Source organism: Streptomyces sp. 135 (assembly GCF_020026305.1).
In the GTDB taxonomy this organism is placed as follows: domain Bacteria; phylum Actinomycetota; class Actinomycetes; order Streptomycetales; family Streptomycetaceae; genus Streptomyces.
The window spans coordinates 2,306,328-2,324,022 of record NZ_CP075691.1; the positions used below are offsets into that span (position 1 = coordinate 2,306,328).

Annotated in this window: 15 protein-coding genes; 5 read left to right on the plus strand and 10 right to left on the minus strand. The window is 69.0% G+C overall.

What is annotated here, in order from left to right; translation table 11 throughout:
* The 3 genes from KKZ08_RS10415 to KKZ08_RS10425 all read right to left on the minus strand — a co-directional run bounded on the left by KKZ08_RS10415 (position 1) and on the right by KKZ08_RS10425 (position 2,567).
* A complete protein-coding gene (locus KKZ08_RS10415; protein WP_223774185.1) occupies positions 1-1,062 on the minus strand; it encodes a Rieske 2Fe-2S domain-containing protein in 1,062 nt (353 codons plus the stop codon).
* Positions 1,059-1,868, minus strand: a complete 810-nt coding sequence (locus KKZ08_RS10420; RefSeq protein ID WP_223774186.1) for a cytochrome c — start codon at positions 1,866-1,868, stop codon at positions 1,059-1,061. The genes KKZ08_RS10415 and KKZ08_RS10420 overlap by 4 nt, the downstream gene beginning before the upstream one ends.
* A gap of 78 nt (positions 1,869-1,946) precedes the next feature.
* Positions 1,947-2,567, minus strand: a complete 621-nt coding sequence (locus tag KKZ08_RS10425) for a heme-copper oxidase subunit III (RefSeq protein ID WP_030787003.1) — start codon at positions 2,565-2,567, stop codon at positions 1,947-1,949.
* Positions 2,568-2,731: 164 nt separating this feature from the next.
* Here KKZ08_RS10425 and KKZ08_RS10430 point away from each other — a divergent pair, with 164 nt between their 5' ends.
* Complete coding sequence (locus KKZ08_RS10430; protein ID WP_223774187.1) at positions 2,732-3,133, plus strand: hypothetical protein; 402 nt, start codon at positions 2,732-2,734, stop codon at positions 3,131-3,133.
* 82 nt (positions 3,134-3,215) lie between these two features.
* Here KKZ08_RS10430 and KKZ08_RS10435 read toward each other — a convergent pair whose 3' ends face one another.
* The 4 genes from KKZ08_RS10435 to coxB form a co-directional block, all read right to left on the minus strand.
* Positions 3,216-4,460 carry an Ig-like domain-containing protein gene (locus KKZ08_RS10435; protein ID WP_223774188.1) on the minus strand — a complete coding sequence of 415 codons (1,245 nt, stop codon included), beginning with the start codon at positions 4,458-4,460 and terminating at the stop codon, positions 3,216-3,218.
* 135 nt (positions 4,461-4,595) lie between these two features.
* A complete protein-coding gene (locus KKZ08_RS10440) occupies positions 4,596-4,994 on the minus strand; it encodes a cytochrome c oxidase subunit 4 (protein WP_223774189.1) in 399 nt (132 codons plus the stop codon).
* Positions 4,991-6,733 carry a cytochrome c oxidase subunit I gene (gene ctaD / locus KKZ08_RS10445; protein WP_223774190.1) on the minus strand — a complete coding sequence of 581 codons (1,743 nt, stop codon included), beginning with the start codon at positions 6,731-6,733 and terminating at the stop codon, positions 4,991-4,993. Before ctaD ends, KKZ08_RS10440 begins: the two co-directional genes overlap by 4 nt.
* The gene (gene coxB / locus KKZ08_RS10450) at positions 6,730-7,692 is read right to left on the minus strand and encodes a cytochrome c oxidase subunit II (RefSeq protein ID WP_223774191.1); all 963 of its coding nucleotides are present in this window, start codon (positions 7,690-7,692) and stop codon (positions 6,730-6,732) included. Before coxB ends, ctaD begins: the two co-directional genes overlap by 4 nt.
* 339 nt (positions 7,693-8,031) lie before the next feature.
* Here coxB and KKZ08_RS10455 point away from each other — a divergent pair, with 339 nt between their 5' ends.
* Positions 8,032-9,411, plus strand: a complete 1,380-nt coding sequence (locus tag KKZ08_RS10455; protein ID WP_223774192.1) for a cysteine desulfurase/sulfurtransferase TusA family protein — start codon at positions 8,032-8,034, stop codon at positions 9,409-9,411.
* On the opposite strand, the gene KKZ08_RS10460 is transcribed toward KKZ08_RS10455, so the two are convergent.
* Complete coding sequence (locus KKZ08_RS10460) at positions 9,412-10,386, minus strand: carbohydrate kinase family protein (RefSeq protein WP_223774193.1); 975 nt, start codon at positions 10,384-10,386, stop codon at positions 9,412-9,414.
* 162 nt (positions 10,387-10,548) lie between these two features.
* On the opposite strand from KKZ08_RS10460, the gene KKZ08_RS10465 reads away from it, so the two are divergent.
* Both KKZ08_RS10465 and KKZ08_RS10470 read left to right on the plus strand, forming a co-directional pair.
* Positions 10,549-10,749, plus strand: a complete 201-nt coding sequence (locus tag KKZ08_RS10465) for a hypothetical protein (protein ID WP_223774194.1) — start codon at positions 10,549-10,551, stop codon at positions 10,747-10,749.
* A gap of 152 nt (positions 10,750-10,901) precedes the next feature.
* Positions 10,902-12,407 carry a hypothetical protein gene (locus KKZ08_RS10470; protein ID WP_223774195.1) on the plus strand — a complete coding sequence of 502 codons (1,506 nt, stop codon included), beginning with the start codon at positions 10,902-10,904 and terminating at the stop codon, positions 12,405-12,407.
* A 76-nt stretch (positions 12,408-12,483) separates the two neighbouring features.
* On the opposite strand, the gene KKZ08_RS10475 is transcribed toward KKZ08_RS10470, so the two are convergent.
* Entirely contained in the window at positions 12,484-12,840 is a 357-nt protein-coding gene (locus KKZ08_RS10475) for an iron-sulfur cluster assembly accessory protein (RefSeq protein WP_223774196.1), read from the minus strand.
* A gap of 274 nt (positions 12,841-13,114) precedes the next feature.
* On the opposite strand from KKZ08_RS10475, the gene nadA reads away from it, so the two are divergent.
* Positions 13,115-14,323 carry a quinolinate synthase NadA gene (gene nadA / locus KKZ08_RS10480; RefSeq protein ID WP_223774197.1) on the plus strand — a complete coding sequence of 403 codons (1,209 nt, stop codon included), beginning with the start codon at positions 13,115-13,117 and terminating at the stop codon, positions 14,321-14,323.
* A gap of 185 nt (positions 14,324-14,508) precedes the next feature.
* On the opposite strand, the gene KKZ08_RS10485 is transcribed toward nadA, so the two are convergent.
* Complete coding sequence (locus KKZ08_RS10485) at positions 14,509-17,655, minus strand: efflux RND transporter permease subunit (protein WP_223774198.1); 3,147 nt, start codon at positions 17,653-17,655, stop codon at positions 14,509-14,511.
* Between the last annotated feature and the right edge of the window lie 40 nt (positions 17,656-17,695).

A 17,695-nucleotide genomic window follows, 5' to 3' on the forward strand; every position in this document is an offset into this window, starting at 1 on the left:
TCAGCCCCTCTCGAAGAAGGCAGGACCGACGGGCTCTTCGAAGTCGCCGAGCGCCTCGAGGTAGCCCTCCTCGTTCACACCGATGCGCAGCTGCGGCAGGGCGTGACCAGCGGGGCCGAAGATCACTCGGGCACCGTCGGAGAGGTCGAAGGTGGACTGGTGGCACGGGCAGAGGACGTGGTGCGTCTGCTGCTCGTACAGGGAGATCGGACAGCCCACGTGGGTGCAGATCTTGGAGTACGCCACGACGCCGTCGTGCGACCACTCGAGCTCGCGCTTGTCCTTGATGTCCTCCGGTTGGATCCGGACGATCATCAGGGCGGCCTTGGCGATCTGGGTCTGGAAGTCGTGGTCGTGCTCCGACATGCCCTCGGGCATGGCGAAGGTGAGCGAACCGACCTGCACGTCCGAGGGACGCAGCGGCTCGTTCGTGTTCATGTTGACGAGCTTCTTGCCCTTGGCCCACTTGGTGTGCCGGAGCTTGTCCTCGGGCAGTGGACCGAGGTCGCGCAGGAGGACGACGCCGGAGAGCGGGACCAGGGCGAGCGCCCCGAACATCGTGTTGCGGATCAGCTTGCGCCGGCCGAACTGCGACTCCTCGGCACCGGCCTTGAAGTCGGCCATGACCTTGGCCTTGACCTCGGGCTCGGCCTCGATCGGGTGCCGGTCGTCGGCGACCTCCACGTCGGACATCAGGGTGCGGGCCCAGTGGACCGCCCCCGCGCCGATGCAGAAGAGCGCGAGGCCGAGGGTCAGACCCAGGGCGAAGTTCAGTCCGCTGATGTGCCCGATCGGCCAGACGAAGATGCTCTTGTCGGCCGGGATGGTCACGAACGCGGCGATGAAGCCGACCGTGGCCAGCATGGACAGCGTGAACATGAACGCGATCGCACGCTCGGAGCGCTTCGCGGCCCGCTCGTCGATGTCCTGGATGCGGTGCTGGTGGGGCGGAAGGCCCGGGTCGGCGAACGGGTTGTCGTCCGCGACCGCCACCGAGCCGTGCTCGGACTCGGTCTCCTGCTTGGTGGGCAGGTTCTCTTCTGGAATCTCTTGGCTACTCATGACTTCTTGGCCTTTGCGGTCCGAGCGGCGACCCACACGGCGACCGCGATCAGCGAGCCGAGACCGAAGATCCAGCCGAAGAGGCCTTCACTGACCGGGCCCAGTCCACCCAGCTTGAGACCGCCAGGGCTCTGGGTCTTCTCACCGTTGACCGCGTCGAGGTACGCGATGATGTCCTTCTTCTCCTTCTCCGGCATCGTCGTGTCGGGGAAGGACGGCATGTTCTGCGGGCCGGTCTGCATGGCCTCGTAGATGTGCTTGGGAGAGACACCTTCGAGCGACGGCGCGAACTTGCCGTGCGTCAGCGCGCCACCTTCACCGGTGAAGTTGTGGCACTGGGCGCAGTTGGTGCGGAACAGCTCGCCGCCCTTGGCGATGTCCGCCCCGTCCGGGCTGTACTGCTTCTCGGTCGGGACCGAGGGACCGGCGCCGAGCGACGAGATGTACGCCGCCAGCTGGTCGATCTGGGCCTGGTTGTAAATGACCTTCTTCTTGGGCGCCTGGGCACCCTGCTGCTGGAGCGGCATGCGCCCGGTGCCGACCTGGAAGTCGACCGCCGCGGCGCCCACGCCCACCAGGCTCGGACCGTCGGAGGAGCCCTGACCGCCGGTTCCGTGGCAGCTGGAGCAGCCCACGGCGTAGAGCTTCTTGCCCTCGTCGATGGCGAGGGACTGGGCGGTGTCGTCGGCTTGCGCCTTGTCCGCCGGCGCGAACGCGGCGTACAGCCCCCCGGTGGCCGCCAGCGCGAGGAGTAGGACGACGACCGCCGCCAGCGGATGGCGTCGTCGTGCGGAGAGCTTTTTCACGGATTACCCCGGGTGTCAGGATCTTCTGCGTCGATGCTTCTGGAAAATGTCGGTACGTCGCGTGAGCGACCCCGCCGATTACTTGATCATGTAGATCGTGGCGAAGAGTCCGATCCAGACCACATCGACGAAGTGCCAGTAGTAGGACACGACGATGGCTGCGGTCGCCTGTTCATGGGTGAACTTCCTGGCCGCGTAGGTGCGGCCGAGGACCAGCAGGAAGGCGATCAGGCCGCCTGTCACATGCAGTCCGTGGAAGCCGGTGGTCAGGTAGAAGACCGAGCCGTAAGGGTCGGAGGAGAGCGAGAGCCCGTCCTTCTTGACCAGCTCGGTGTACTCGTACACCTGACCGCCGATGAAGATCGCACCCATGATGAAGGTGACGATGAACCACATCCGGAGCTTCTTCACGTCGCCACGCTCGGCGGCGAAGACGCCGAGCTGACACGTGAGGGAGGAGAGCACCAGGATGGTGGTGTTCGTCGCCGAGAACGGGAAGTTAAGGGCCGAGGCCATTTCCTTCCAGTGATCAGGACCTGTCACCGATCGCAGGGTGAAGTACATCGCGAAGAGGGCCGCGAAGAACATCAGCTCGGAACTCAGCCAGATGATGGTTCCGACGCTGGTGAGGTTCGGTCGATTGACCGGCGGGTGCGCGTGCCCGGTATCTACTGTCGTTGCTGTCGCCACGACCGACATTATGTCGGTCGCTTATCCCGCCCTCACCCCGGGGGGTGCCGTTCGGAGTGTCTGCGGGGTGTGTCCTGCCCGTATGGCCCATCGGAGGCCTGTCCGAACCCGTGCTGACGGGGCGTCGGGAGGAGTAGCATCCGCGCATCGGTTCCCGATGATCTGGAGGAACAATGCAGCCGACCGCCACGGTGCTGGTCTACAGCGACAACGCGAGCACCCGCGAGCAAGTCCGGTTGGCCACCGGGCGCAGGCCGGCGGCGGACGTTCCCGAGGTCGAGTTCATCGAGTGCGCGACGCTGCCCGCCGTGCTCAAGGAACTGGACCGGGGCGGCGTCGACGTCTGTGTGTTCGACGGCGAGGCGACGCCCGCGGGCGGCATGGGGGTGTGCCGCCAGGTCAAGGACGAGATCTTCCGCGCGCCGCCCGTACTGCTGCTCATCGGGCGCCCGCAGGACGCCTGGCTGGCCACCTGGAGCCGCGCGGAAGCGGCGGTGACCCTTCCGGTCGATCCGGTGGAGTTCGCGGACGCCCTGGCCGCCCTGCTGCGCAGCACGCAGGCCGTGCAGGCCTGACGGGTCCCGGGTCGCGCGGCAGGCGGGGCAGGGCGCCTCGGCGTGGGCCCCGCGTGCCGTTCCGCGCCGTTCTGCGCCCCCGCTAGACCTGCGGCCGCAGTCGGGCCGCGTCGGCCGCCGCGGGGCCTTCCTTGGCGCCGGTGAGCAGCGCGCTGCCCTTGCGCCACGACTTCCAGCTCGCGTTCCAGTCGCCGAGGCCGTTGCCGAACGTCGGCATGTCCTCGCCGGCGCTGTTGATCACCTTCACCAGGTCGCCCTGCCGCACGGTCTCGTAGAACCAGGCGGCGTTGCCCGTGCTCATGCCGATGCAGCCGTGGCTGGTGTTGGCATAGCCCTGCGAACCGACCGACCAGGGCGCCGCGTGCACGTACTCACCGGAGTCGGTGACCCGCGTCGCGTAGTAGACCTGCTTGTCGTAGAAGTCCGCGGAGCCGATGCTGGCACTGGTCATGCGTACGGAGTACTCCTTGCCGAGCACGACCTTGACGCCGTTGCGGGTGGAGTAGCCGGGCTTGCCCGTGGTCACCGGGATCGAGTTGATCTCCTCGCCGTTGCGGTAGACCGTCATCCAGTGGGACGAGGCGTCCGTCACCGCCTCGATCCGGTCTCCGGTGGTGAACTTCAGGGGCTTGGTCTCGGCGCCCCACAGCCGGTCGCCCACCTTGATGCCCTCCAGGCTGCTGGAGACGGTGACCGTGGCGTGGGTGGGCCAGTACTCCTTGGGGCGGTAGTGCAGCGTCTCGCTGTCCACCCAGTGCCAGGCGCCCTCGGCCGCGGGCACCGACCGCACCTTCAGGGAGCGTTCGACGGTCGCCCTGGCCTCCTTGCCCTTCACCGGGGCGCTGAGCGAGGCCGTGACGGGCTGTCCGACGCCGTACTTGCCGCCCTCGGGGCCGAAGGTGACCTTCAGCCGCTTCTTCTTCTCGGGGGTGCCGGTGTCGAAGGTCAGGACCTTGCGGCCCGGTGCGCCCTCGTCGTCCTCGGTACTCACCCGCACCGTGTAGTGGGCGCCGGCCGCGAGCGGCGCGGTGCTGTGCCACCGGGAGCCGTCGGCGGAGAGCTCACCGGCCAGATACCGTCCCATCGCGTCCGTGGCCGTCACGTCGGTGATGCGCGCGTCGTCGCCCTGGGCGGTGACCTCCAGGGGCTTGTCCGGATCCGCCTTCTTGCTGCCCACGGGGCCGTTGAAGGCGACATGGCCGGCCGCGTCGTACGGCTTCGCCGAGAGCGGGTGGCCGTCGGAGCCGCACGCCGTGGCCCCCGCGCCGAGGGCGGCCACCAGCATCGTGCAGCTCAGTACCGTGCGGATTCGCGGTGAGTGGCTCATGAACTCACGGTATGGACGTTCACCCGGTCCGGCACGGTGAGTGACCCGTCCGGGTGTCAAGCGCGACACGCCGAGGGGCCCGGACACTCCTGACGGAGTGTCCGGGCCCCTCGGTGCGGTAAGGGAACTACAGACTCACTGGGTCTGGTTCTCGCCGCGGTAGTACTCGAAGACCCAGCCCCACAGACCGATCAGCAGGAGGGGGGCCGAGAAGTACAGCAGCCACCAGCCGATGGCGATGCTCATGAAGGCGAGCGCGCCACCCACGGCCAGCGAGAGCGGCTGCCAGCTGTGCGGGCTGAAGAAGCCCACCTCGCCGGCCTCGTCCGCGACGTCGGCGTCCTTGTTGTCCTGTGCGGAGGCGTCGACCCGCCGGGCCGTGAAGGCCAGGTAGTAGCCGATCATGATGCACAGGCCGAAGGCCAGGAAGAGCGCCGTGGTACCGGCCGGCTCCTTCGACCACACGCCATAGACGATCGCCATGGCGAGGACGAAGACGCTCAGCCAGATGAACATCTTGCCCTGGATCTTCACTTCGCGGCCTCCTTGTCGCCGCCGAACAGCGCGGTGTCCTTCTGGCCGTCGTTCTCGATCTGGCCGAGGGCCGCGATGTCCGGGTGGTGCAGGTCGAAGGCCGGCGATTCACTGCGGATGCGCGGCAGCGTGAGGAAGTTGTGCCGCGGCGGCGGGCAGGACGTCGCCCACTCCAGCGAACGGCCGTAGCCCCACGGGTCGTCGACCTCGATCTTCTTGCCGTACTTGGCCGTCTTCCAGATGTTGTAGAAGAACGGCAGGATCGACAGGCCCAGCAGGAACGAGCTGATCGTCGAGATCGTGTTCAGCGCGGTGAAGCCGTCGGCGTGGAGGTAGTCCGCGTAACGACGCGGCATGCCCTCGGCGCCCAGCCAGTGCTGGACCAGGAACGTGCCGTGGAAGCCCACGAACAGCGTCCAGAAGGTGATCTTGCCGAGACGCTCGTCCAGCATCTTGCCGGTGAACTTCGGCCACCAGAAGTGGAAGCCGGAGAACATCGCGAAGACGACGGTGCCGAAGACCACGTAGTGGAAGTGCGCCACCACGAAGTACGAGTCCGAGACGTGGAAGTCCATCGGCGGCGAGGCCAGGATGACGCCCGTCAGACCACCGAAGGTGAAGGTGATCAGGAAGCCGACCGCCCACAGCATCGGGGTCTCGAAACTCAGTGACCCCTTCCACATGGTGCCGATCCAGTTGAAGAACTTCACGCCTGTCGGTACGGCGATCAGGAACGTCATGAAGGAGAAGAACGGCAACAGCACGCCACCTGTGACGTACATGTGGTGCGCCCACACCGTCACGGAGAGACCCGCGATGGCGATGGTCGCGGCGATCAGGCCCATGTAGCCGAACATCGGCTTGCGGGAGAAGACCGGGATGACCTCGGAAATGATGCCGAAGAACGGCAGGGCGATGATGTACACCTCTGGGTGGCCGAAGAACCAGAAGAGGTGTTGCCACAGCAACGCGCCGCCGTTGGCCGCGTCGAAGATGTGGGCACCGAACTTGCGGTCCGCCTCCAGGGCGAACAGCGCGGCGGCCAGGACCGGGAAGGCCAGCAGCACCAGCACGGCGGTGAGCAGCACGTTCCACACGAAGATCGGCATGCGGAACATGGTCATGCCCGGCGCGCGCATGCAGATGATCGTGGTGATGAAGTTGACCGAGCCGAGGATCGTGCCGAAGCCGGAGAAGGCCAGACCCATGATCCACATGTCGCCGCCGATACCCGGCGAGTGCACGGCGTCCGACAGCGGCGCGTACGCGAACCAGCCGAAGTCGGCCGCGCCGTTCGGCGTGAGGAAACCGCCGACCGCGATGAGCGAGCCGAACAGGTAGAGCCAGTAGGCGAACATGTTCAGCCGCGGGAAGGCGACGTCGGGCGCGCCGATCTGGAGCGGCATGATCCAGTTCGCGAAACCGGCGAACAGCGGCGTCGCGAACATCAGCAGCATGACCGTGCCGTGCATCGTGAACGCCTGGTTGAACTGCTCGTTCGACATGATCTGCGTGCCGGGACGGGCGAGTTCGGCGCGCATGAAGAGCGCCATCACGCCGCCGATGCAGAAGAACGCGAACGACGTGACCAGATAGAGCGTGCCGATCGTCTTGTGGTCAGTGGTGGTCAGCCACTTGACGACGATGTTTCCCGGCTGCTTGCGCCGGACCGGCAGCTCGTTCTCGTACGAGTCCGTTGGTGCTGCCGCGGCACCCTGGGGTTCGTTGAGGATGCTCACAGGTTGTTCGTCTCCCGGTTCTTCTCGTGGGGCGTCTGCTCGATGCCGGCCGGGATGTAGCCCTTCTGGTTCTTCTTCGCCAGGTCCTCGAGGTGCTGCTTGTAGCGCTCGGGAGAGACGACCTTGACGTTGAAGAGCATCCGGGAGTGGTCGACGCCGCAGAGCTCGGCGCACTTGCCCATGAAGGTGCCCTCCTTGTTGGGAGTCACCTCGAAGGCGTTGGTGTGGCCCGGGATGACGTCCTGCTTCATGAGGAACGGCACCACCCAGAAGGAGTGGATGACGTCACGCGAAGTCAGGACGAAGCGGACCTTCTCGCCCTTGGGGAGCCAGAGGGTCGGGCCCGGGTTGCCGTTCTGGGGGTTCCGGTCGCCGGGCACGCCGACGTCGTAGACACCGTTGGCCTTCGCCGGGAAGTCCTTGCGGAACTTGTCCGGGATGGCTTCCAGGTCCTTGGACGTCCGGGCGTTGTCCTTGCCGGCGCCAGGAACGTTCTCGACGTAGTTGAAGCCCCAGCTCCACTGGTAGCCGACCACGTTGACGGTGTGGGCCGGCTTCTCCTCCAGCTGCAGGAGCTTGGACTCGTCGCGCGCCGTGAAGTAGAAGAGCACGGAGACGATGACGAGGGGGACGACCGTGTACAGCGCCTCGATGGGCATGTTGTAACGGGTCTGGATGGGGACTTCCACCTTGGTGCGGCTGCGCCGGTGGAAGATGACGCTCCACAGGATCAGGCCCCAGACCAGCACGCCCGTGGCGAGCGCTGCCGCCCACGAGCCCTGCCAGAGGGAGAGAATCCGCGGAGCCTCTTCCGTTACCGGGGTGGGCATTCCAAGGCGGGGGAAATCCTTGTATGTGCAACCGGTGGCGGTCGCCAGGATCAGGCCCGCAGTCAGCACCTGCGGCAGCTTCCGCCGCATCGGGCGCCGCGACGAGCGGTCGGAGCCGTTGGGACTCACGTAGCGCCTTCCCGAGAGTCTCGCCCGCGCTGTCGGCTGCGGCCTTCACGCTGGTCGGTCGCCGCCCTGCGTCGGGCAGGGGTTTGGATGTTTATGCGGACCAAACCCTACTGGACGCATTTTGGGGTCGCGCGGGGAGGGTGCCTAACGCGCCGCGGGTCACTCCGAAGGGTGGGGTGGGCACCCCTCGGCGCTTTCTGACGGGGGGTCGGGGCGCCTACGGGGGTGGTGGAATCTGTCGGTCCGCGGGTGCGGGTTGGTGGGGGCTGGGCGCGCAGTTCCCCGCGCCCCTTGGGAGCTGCCCCTTCAGGGCGCTCCTGAGGGGGCTAGCGTGGATGCGTGCCCTACTTCGACGCCGCCTCCTCCGCTCCCCTTCATCCCGTTGCCCGGCAGGCCCTGCAGGCCTCGCTCGATGAGGGGTGGGCCGATCCTGCTCGGCTCTATCGGGAGGGGCGGCGGGCCCGGATGCTGCTGGACGCGGCGCGGGAGGCCGCTGCGGACGCCGTGGGGTGCCGCGCCGACGAGCTGGTGTTCACCTCGTCCGGTACGCGTGCCGTGCACTCGGGGGTGGCGGGGGCCCTCGCCGGGCGCCGCCGCGCCGGACGCCACCTGATCGTGTCGGCCGTCGAACACTCGTCGGTGCTCCATTCGGCAGCGGCTCACGAGGCCGGCGGCGGGACGGTGACCGAGGTACCGGTGGACCGCGCCGGGGCCGTGGACGCACAGGCGTACGCCGCCGCGCTGCGCGAGGACACCGCGCTCGCCTGTCTCCAGTCCGCCAACCACGAGGTGGGCACCGAGCAGCCGGTGGCCGAGGTGGCGGCGGCCTGCCGTGCGGCGGGGGTGCCGCTCCTCGTGGACGCCGCGCAGTCGCTGGCCTGGGGTCCTGTCGGCGGGGACTGGTCGCTGCTGACCGGAAGTGCCCACAAGTGGGGCGGGCCCGCGGGGGTCGGACTGCTCGTCGTGCGCAAGGGGGTGCGCTTCGCCGCGCAAGGTCCCGCGGACGAGCGGGAGTCGGGGCGCGCCGCCGGGTTCGAGAACATCCCGGCGGTCGTCGCGGCGGCCGCCTCGCTGCGGGCGGTACGGGCCGAGGCCGCAGCGGAGGGCGCGCGGCTGCGGGAGCTGACGGAGCGGATCAGGGCGCGGGTGCCCGCGCTGGTGCCGGACGTGGAGGTGGTGGGCGACCCGGTGCGGCGGCTTCCGCACCTCGTCACCTTCTCCTGTCTCTATGTCGACGGGGAGACTCTGCTGCACGAGCTGGACCGGGCGGGGTTCTCCGTCTCGTCCGGGTCGTCGTGCACCAGTTCGACGCTGACCCCGAGCCATGTGCTCAGGGCGATGGGCGTGCTCAGCGAGGGCAACGTCCGGGTCTCGCTGCCGGCCGGCACCGAGGCCGCAGAGGTGGAGCGGTTCCTCGACGTGCTGCCCGGCGCCGTCGCCGGGGTCCGGGAGAAGCTGGGCGCCCCGGTCGCGGCTCAGCGGCGTACGGAAGGCGCGTCGCTCGTCGTCGACGCGCTCGGCAAGCGGTGCCCACTGCCGGTCATCGAGCTCGCGAAGGTCATCGGGGACGTCCCGGTCGGCGGGACGGTGACCGTGCTCGCGGACGACGAGGCGGCGCGGCTCGACATCCCGGCGTGGTGCGAGATGCGCGGGCAGGAGTACGTGGGCGAGCGGCCGGCGGACCACGGCAGCGCGTACGTGGTCCGCCGGCTCTCGTGATCAGGTGAGGTGCACGCGGACCTCGGTGGCGGCCTCGTGGCCGTACGCCTTGGTGAAGCGGTCCATGAAGTCGCTGCGGCGCAGCTCGTACTCCTGCGTGCCGACGGTCTCGATGACCAGCGTGGCGAGCATGCAGCCCACCTGCGCGGCGCGCTCGTGGGAGACGCCCCAGGCGAGGCCCGACAGGAAGCCCGCGCGGAACGCGTCGCCGACGCCGGTCGGCTCGACCTTGGCCTCCTCGTCCGGGACGCCGACCTCGATCGGGTCCTGTCCGGTCGACTCGATACGTACGCCGCCCGGGCCGAGGGTCGTCACGCGGTGGCCGACGCGCGAGAGGATCTCGGCGTCGCTCCAGCCGGTCTTGGACTCGATGAGCCCCTTCTCGTACTCGTTGGAGAAGAGGTACGTGGCGCCGTCGAGGAGGGTGCGGATCTCCTCGCCCTCCATGCGCGCGATCTGCTGCGAGAAGTCCGCGGCGAAGGGGATCCGGCGGGTGCGGCACTCCTCGGTGTGCCGCAGCATCGCCTCGGGGTCGTCGGCGCCGATCAGGACGAGGTCGAGGCCGCCCACGCGGTCGGCGACCGTCTTCAGCTCGATGAGGCGGGCCTCGCTCATCGCGCCCGTGTAGAAGGAGCCGATCTGGTTGTGGTCGGCGTCCGTGGTGCAGACGAAGCGGGCGGTGTGCAGCGTCTCGGAGATCCGGACCGAGGAGGTGTCCACGCCGTGCCGGTCGAGCCAGGCGCGGTACTCGTCGAAGTCGGCGCCCGCGGCGCCGACCAGGATCGGCCGGGTGCCGAGCTGCCCCATGCCGAAGGTGATGTTGGCGGCCACGCCTCCCCTGCGGACGTCGAGGTTGTCGACCAGGAAGGAGAGGGAGACCGTGTGCAGCTGATCGGCGACCAGCTGGTCGGCGAAGCGGCCGGGGAAGGTCATCAGGTGGTCGGTGGCGATGGAGCCGGTGACTGCGATACGCACGGCTGGGTGCTCCTGTGGAGGAGAGGCGAGGGGTTGACGGTTCACGCTATCGGGTCGACCCACCCGTGCTGAAGTGCCAAAACTACCCGATAGTAGGGCTTTTTTCTTGTGTGGCCCGATGCGTACGGTGCCGTTATGACCCATATCTCGAAGGATGTCGTCATGAAGCGTGCCCACAGGGTCTCCGCGGAGCCTTCCGAGAGCATGGAGACGCTGCGCGGCGACTGCGCCCGCATGGCGCCGCACTGGGTGGCGCCCGCCACGGCCGCCGCCGCCCCGGTGCCGCCGGCCCTGATCCACGGCGTCACCGTGCCGCCCGCCTCCGCGCGGCTCATCGACGGGATGTCCGAATACGGCGACTGAGGGAGACTGGCCCCGGGCCTCGGCGCGCGCCGGGGGAACCGTGCGCTCCCCCGCTGCGTCCCATCGCCGTCCCCCGTAAAGGGGGTACTGGGATACGACGAAGCCCGCCCATGGGTTTCCGGGGACAGCAGTGCAGTCGAAGGAGCGATGCGGTGAGCACCGAGCGATCCGTCCATGAGGTGGCCGAGCCCCAGCGGAGGCGTGCCCGCCTCGCCGTCGCCTCGGTCGCGGCCACCGTGCTGCTCGTCGGCGGCGGTGGCGCGTACTTCGCGGCGACCGCGTCCGGCGGCGGTGGCGGCCAGAGCAGTGACGGCGCCCCGGCGGGAGACGGTGGCCCCCCGCCACCGCTCGCGCTGGACGGCTATACGGGTGACGGCGGCCGGACAGGAGGCAGCAGCGGCGGCACCGGCGGCATCGCGCCCGGTGAGCCCGACCCGAACGGCGCCACGTACAGGGCGACCGGCGAGCTGCCCGAGGGGCCGAAGTCGGCGTCCGTCTACCACGCGCGCGGCGAGGTCACCCGGGGCGAGGTGAGCACGCTGGCCAAGGCGCTCGGCCTCTCCGGCACGCCGACGGCGCGGGACGGCGTCTGGCGGGTGGCGCAGGACAAGGACGGCTCTGGCCCCTCGCTCCAGGTGAACAAGCAGGCGCCCGGCACCTGGACGTACGCCCGGCACGGCACGGGCGGCACGGACAACTGCCCCAAGGGCAAGCCCTGTTCGAGCACCTCCACCGCGCCGCACGGCGAACTGGGCGACGCCGTCGGGGAGAAGGCCGCCAAGGACGCCGCGGCGCCGGTCCTCAAGGCGCTCGGCCAGGACGACGCGAAGCTGGACGCCCGCCAACTGATGGGCGCCGTACGGGTGGTGAACGCCGATCCGAAGGTGGACGGCCTGCCGACCTACGGCTGGTCGACCGGCATCCAGGTCGGTACCGACGGACAAGTGGTGGGCGGCAGCGGGCAGTTGAAGGCGCCCGAGAAGGGCGCCCGGTATCCCGCGATCGGCGCCCGGGAGACCCTGGACCGGCTGAACGCGACCGCCGGTGACGGACGCGTCGGCATCGGCGGCTGCGCGACCCCGGTGCCGCACGCCGACGACAGCACGAAGACGGAGGGCGGCGGCACGAAGACGAGGGGCGGCGGCGTGAAGCAGGCGCCCTGCGAGCCCTCGTCCGCGCCGCCGAAGCCGCGGCCGGTGGCGGTGCACGGCGCCACCTTCGGGCTCGCGACGCACCACGTGGACGGCAGGCAGACGCTGGTGCCGTCCTGGCTGTTCGAGGTGAAGCCGCAGGGCGCGCGGGAGGCGTTCACGGTGACGCATCCGGCGGTGGCCCCCGAGTACCTGAGGTCGCCGGGGACTTCCGGCACCCCGGCGCCCACCGAGGAGCCGGGCGAGAAGCGCTCGGCGCGCGTCGAGTCCTACACCGCGGACGGCACGTCGTTGACGGTGCACTTCTGGGGCAGCGCCTGCGCCGAGTACACCGCGTCGGCGCGCGAGAAGGGCGACCGCGTGACCGTCACGGTCACGGAGACCAAGCAGAAGGACCAGGTCTGCGTCATGGTCGCCAAGGAACTCTCGAAGACCGTCACCCTGGACAAGCCGCTGGGCGAACGCAAGGTCGTGAACGCCACGGGCGAGACGGTACGGCGGAAGTGACGTACGAAGACGTACGAAGGCGGCGGCCCCCCGAGCATCGGGGGGCCGCCGCCTTCGTACGTCTGTCCCTACAGGCTCAGCTGAAGGAGTCGCCGCAGGCGCAGGAGCCGGTGGCGTTCGGGTTGTCGATCGTGAAGCCCTGCTTCTCGATGGTGTCGACGAAGTCGATGGAGGCGCCGCCCAGGTAGGGAGCGCTCATCCGGTCGGTGACGACCTTCACGCCGTCGAAGTCCTTGACGACGTCGCCGTCGAGCGAGCGCTCGTCGAAGAACAGCTGGTAGCGCAGGCCCGAGCAGCCACCGGGCTGGACGGCGACGCGCAGCGCCAGGTCGTCCCGGCCTTCCTGCTCCAGCAGGCCCTTCACCTTGGCCGCGGCGGCGTCCGACAGGAGGATGCCGTCGTTCACGGTGGTGGTCTCGTCCGATACGGACATCTGCTTCTCTCCCGGGTTGTACGGAGACTGCTTGCCGACGGTTGCAACCGGCGGGGCCGCGGATTCATTCCGGGCCGAGCGCTTACGTCTTACGTCTTACCCCTTCATGCTCGCACATGGTTTTTCCCGGGGCACCAGCCTGCGGGACGGGGAGCCGGCGAATGCGTCACATCGACACTATGGCCATCGTCAAACTGACGTGAAGCGGTTATGATAGATAGCGTCAATTAGACGAAAAGGCTCGTCTGTCAGAAGAGAAAGGGTAGGTGTCGTCGTGACCACCGCCCAGTCCCCCGTGGAGCTCGTGGACCTCGGCGTGCAGCCCACGCCGCTCGCGCTGCTGCTGCTCGGCCGTGAGGCCGATCCCAGGAGCGAGCGCGGCGTCGAGTGCCCCGGCGACCTGCCGTCCCCCTCCGACCCGGACCTGGTGGAGCGCGCCCGGGCCGCCAAGGAGAAGCTCGGGGACAAGGTCTTCGTCCTCGGCCACCACTACCAGCGTGACGAGGTCATCCAGTTCGCGGATGTGACCGGTGACTCCTTCAAGCTGGCACGCGACGCCGCCGCCCGCCCGGACGCCGAGTACATCGTCTTCTGCGGTGTGCACTTCATGGCCGAGTCCGCGGACATCCTGACGACGGACGACCAGAAGGTCGTGCTCCCCGACCTGGCCGCCGGCTGCTCGATGGCCGACATGGCCACCGCCGAGCAGGTCGCCGAGTGCTGGGACGTGCTGACCGAGGCCGGCATCGCCGAGCAGGTCGTGCCCGTCTCGTACATGAACTCCTCGGCCGACATCAAGGCCTTCACCGGCAAGCACGGCGGCACGATCTGTACGTCGTCGAACGCCAAGCGTGCGCTGGAGTGGGCGTATGAGCAGGGCGGCCCCCTTCCGACGAAGGTGCTCTTCCTGCCGGACCAGCACCTGGGCCGCAACACCGCCGTGCGCGACATGGGCTTCTCGCTCGACGACTGCGTCGTCTACAACCCGCACAAGCCGAACGGCGGCCTGACCGTCGAGCAGCTGCGTGACGCGAAGATGATCCTGTGGCGCGGGCACTGCTCGGTGCACGGGCGCTTCTCGCTGGAGTCGGTCGAGGACGTGCGCGCGCGGATACCGGGCGTGAACGTCCTGGTGCACCCGGAGTGCAAGCACGAGGTCGTCGCCGCGGCGGACTACGTGGGCTCCACCGAGCACATCATCAAGACCCTGGAGGCGGCCCCTGCCGGGTCCAAGTGGGCCATCGGCACGGAGTTGAACCTCGTACGCCGCCTGGCGAACCGTTTCGCCGCCGAGGACAAGGAGATCGTCTTCCTCGACAAGACGGTCTGCTTCTGCTCGACCATGAACCGCATCGACCTGCCGCACCTGGTCTGGACGCTGGAGTCGCTCGCGGAGGGCAACCTCGTCAACCAGATCGAGGTCGACCGCGAGACCGAGCAGTTCGCGAAGCTGGCGCTGGAGCGGATGCTGGCACTGCCGTAGCGCTGCGCTGGGGGGAACGGTGGGGGTGCCCGGCGTCTTGGGCGCCCTTTGGCTCGGCCGGTTTCGTTCGCCTGCGGGCGCGTCGTGGTCGGGCGCGCAGTTCCCCGCGCCCCTTCAGGGCGCTGCCATATCGCACGTCTAAGGGCGCCCGTCTGTGGACGGGCGCCCCTTACGTCGTTCCGCGGTCAGACCCGGGACGGCTCGGTGTCGGGCGTGTCGGTGGTCTGCGGCGGCGCGGTCGCCTTCCTGGTCCGCTTCGCCTCCCGCTTGGCGCGGCGGCGCTCCTTGCGGAGCTCCACCATCGCGTACAGCGTCGGTACGAGCAGCAGGGTGAGCAGCGTCGAGGTGATCAGGCCGCCGATCACCACCACCGCGAGCGGCTGGGCGATGAAGCCGCCCTGGCCGGTGATGCCGAGGGCCATCGGGAGCAGCGCGAAGATCGTCGCCAGCGCCGTCATGAGGATCGGGCGCAGCCGGTGGCGGCCGCCCTCGATGACCGCCTCGATCGTGCCGTGACCCCGCGCGCGGTACTGGTTGATCAGGTCGATCAGCACGATCGCGTTGGTGACCACGATGCCGATGAGCATCAGCATGCCGATCATCGCCGGGACGCCCATCGGGGTGTCCGTCACGATCAGCAGGCCGATCGCGCCGGTCGCCGCGAACGGGATGGAGACCAGCAGGATCAGCGGCTGGACCAGGGAGCGGAAGGTCGCCACGAGCAGCATGAAGACGATCGCGATCGCCGCCAGCATGGCGAGGCCCAGGGACGCGAACGCCTCGTCCTGGTCCTCGGAGACACCGCCGATGGAGGCCGTGGCCCCGTCCGGGAGCTTCAGCGCGTCCAGCTTCTCGGTGAGGTCCGCGCTGACCGCGCCCGTGTTGTCGCCGGTCGGCCTGGCCGTGATCGTCGCGGCGCGGGCGCCGTCGATGCGGGTCATGGAGACCGGGCCGTCGACCAGTTTCACCTCGGCGATGTCTCCGAGCCGCACGTCGGGGCCGAGCGGCAGCTTCCTCAGCTCGTCGAGGGTCTTCGCCGGCTTCGCCGACTTGATCACGACGTCGCGCTCGGTGTCGTCCAGGGTCGCCTTGGCGCTGGTGGTGCCGCGCACCGCCTGGGCGACGGCCTGGCCGAGGGTCGTGTCGTCGAACCCGGCGGATGCCGCCTTGGCGTTGGCCTTGACCGAGATCCTCGGGACGCTCTGCGACAGGTCGCTCTGCACGTCGGTGACGTCGTCGAGCTTCGCGACCTCGTCGCGCACCTGGTCGGACGCCTCGCGCAGCACGTCGGCGTCGGCCGCCTTCACCACGACGCTCAGGTCCTGGCTGCCGAATCCGTCACCCGCGGAGACCGTGGTCCGGCCGATGCCCGACAGCTTGCCGAGCTCCTTCTCGACCAGGTCCTGCGTCTTCTCGTACGACGCCTTGTCCTTGAGGGTGAGGGTGTACGAGGCCTGGTTGGTGTCCGTGCCTCCGCCGAAGGCGGCCATGAAACCGGAGGAGCCGACCGTGACCTGGTAGTCCTTGACCTCGTCGATGCCGGAGAGCATCTTCTCGATCTTCTTCGCCGAGGCGTCGGAGGCGGCCAGGCTGGTGCCCGGCTCCAACTCCTGCTTGATGCTGAGGACTTCCTGCTCGCCCTGGTCGAAGAAGTTGGTCTTCAGCAGCGGCGCCATGCCGAACGTACCGACCAGGATGACGAGCGCGATGCCGAGGCTGGTGAGGCGGCGCCGGGTGGCGAAGCGCAGCACCGGGACGTACATCCGCTGGAGCCTGCTGCGGCTCTCCTTCTCCTCGGCCTTGCGGCGAACCTCCTGCGGGTCGACCCCGCGGATCGCCTTGGGGGGCCGCAGGAACCAGTACGAGAGGACCGGCACGACCGTCAGCGAGACGAGCAGGGAGGCCAGGAGCGCCGCCGTGACCGTCAGCGAGAATGAGCCGAAGAGTTCGCCGACCATGCCGCCGACCAGGCCGATCGGCAGGAAGACCGCGACCGTGGTGAGCGTCGAGGACGTCACCGCGCCCGCGACCTCGCGCACCGCCCTGAGGATGGCCTGCTCGCGCTCCTCGCCGTAGCCGAGGTGGCGCTTGATGTTCTCCAGGACCACGATCGAGTCGTCGACGACACGGCCGATGGCGATGGTCAGCGCGCCCAGCGTGAGCATGTTGAGCGAGAGGTCGCGGGTCCAGAGCACGATCAGGGCGAGGACCACCGAGAGCGGGATGGAGACCGCGGTGACCAGCGTCGAGCGGATCGACGCGAGGAAGACCAGGATGACCAGGACCGCGAAGACCAGGCCGAGGGCGCCCTCGGTGGTGAGGCCCTCGATGGACTTGGCGACGGCCGGGCCCTGGTCGCTCGCGACCGTCAGCTCGGCGCCGGAGCCCAGGTCCTCGCGGAGACCGGGCAGCTTGTCCTTGACCGCGTCGGAGATCGCGACGGCGCTGCCGTCGCGGTCCATGGTGACGGCGACGGCGAGGCTGGGCTCACCGTTGGTGCGGGTGATGGACGTCGCCGTCGAGGGCCGCTGCTTCACCGTGGCGATGTCACCGAGGCGCACGGGCTTGCCGGGCCGCTCGCCGGGCCGTGCCTCGGGTGTGACCCGCAGCTCCTCGATCTGCTTCAGGGAGGTGAAGCCGCCGCCGACCTGGACGGTGCGGTTCTTGCCGCCCTCGTCGAAGGAGCCTGCGGGGAGCGTGGCGCCGCCCGCCTGGAGGGCCTTGCCGAGCGCGGCCGGGGTCAGACCCGCCTTCGCCAGCTTCCTGTCGTCGGGGGTGACGTCGACCTGGAGGTCGCGCACGCCGTCGACGGTGACCTGGCCGACGCCGTCGATGTCCTTCAGGGACGGCACGACGGTGCGGTCGAGCTGGTCGGCGAGGGCCTGCTGGTCCTTTTCGGAGGTGACGGAGAGGACGACGGTCGGGATGTCGTCGGTGGAGCCGGCGACGACCTGCGGGGCGACGTCGTCGGGGAGTTCGGCCCTGGCCCGGTTCACGGCCTGCTGGACGTCGGCGACGAGCTGCTCGGAGCCGCTGCCGTAGTCGAACCGGGCCATGATCACGGCGTTGCCCTCGCTCGCCGTGGACGTGATGCCGGTGATGCCGTCGACCGCGTCGATGTTGTTCTCGAGCGGTTCGACGACCTGCTTCTCGACCACGTCGGGGGACGCGCCCTGATAGGGGGCGAGCACGGACACCATGGGCAGTTCGATGGAGGGCAGCAGCTGCTGCTTGAGCTGCGGTATCGCGATCGCGCCGAAGACGATCGCGATGATCGACATCAATCCGATCAGGGCCCGTTGGGCGAGGCTGAACCTGGACAGCCAGGACATGGGGGTCTCTCTCTGTGGCGTAGCGGCAGCAGGCCTGCGG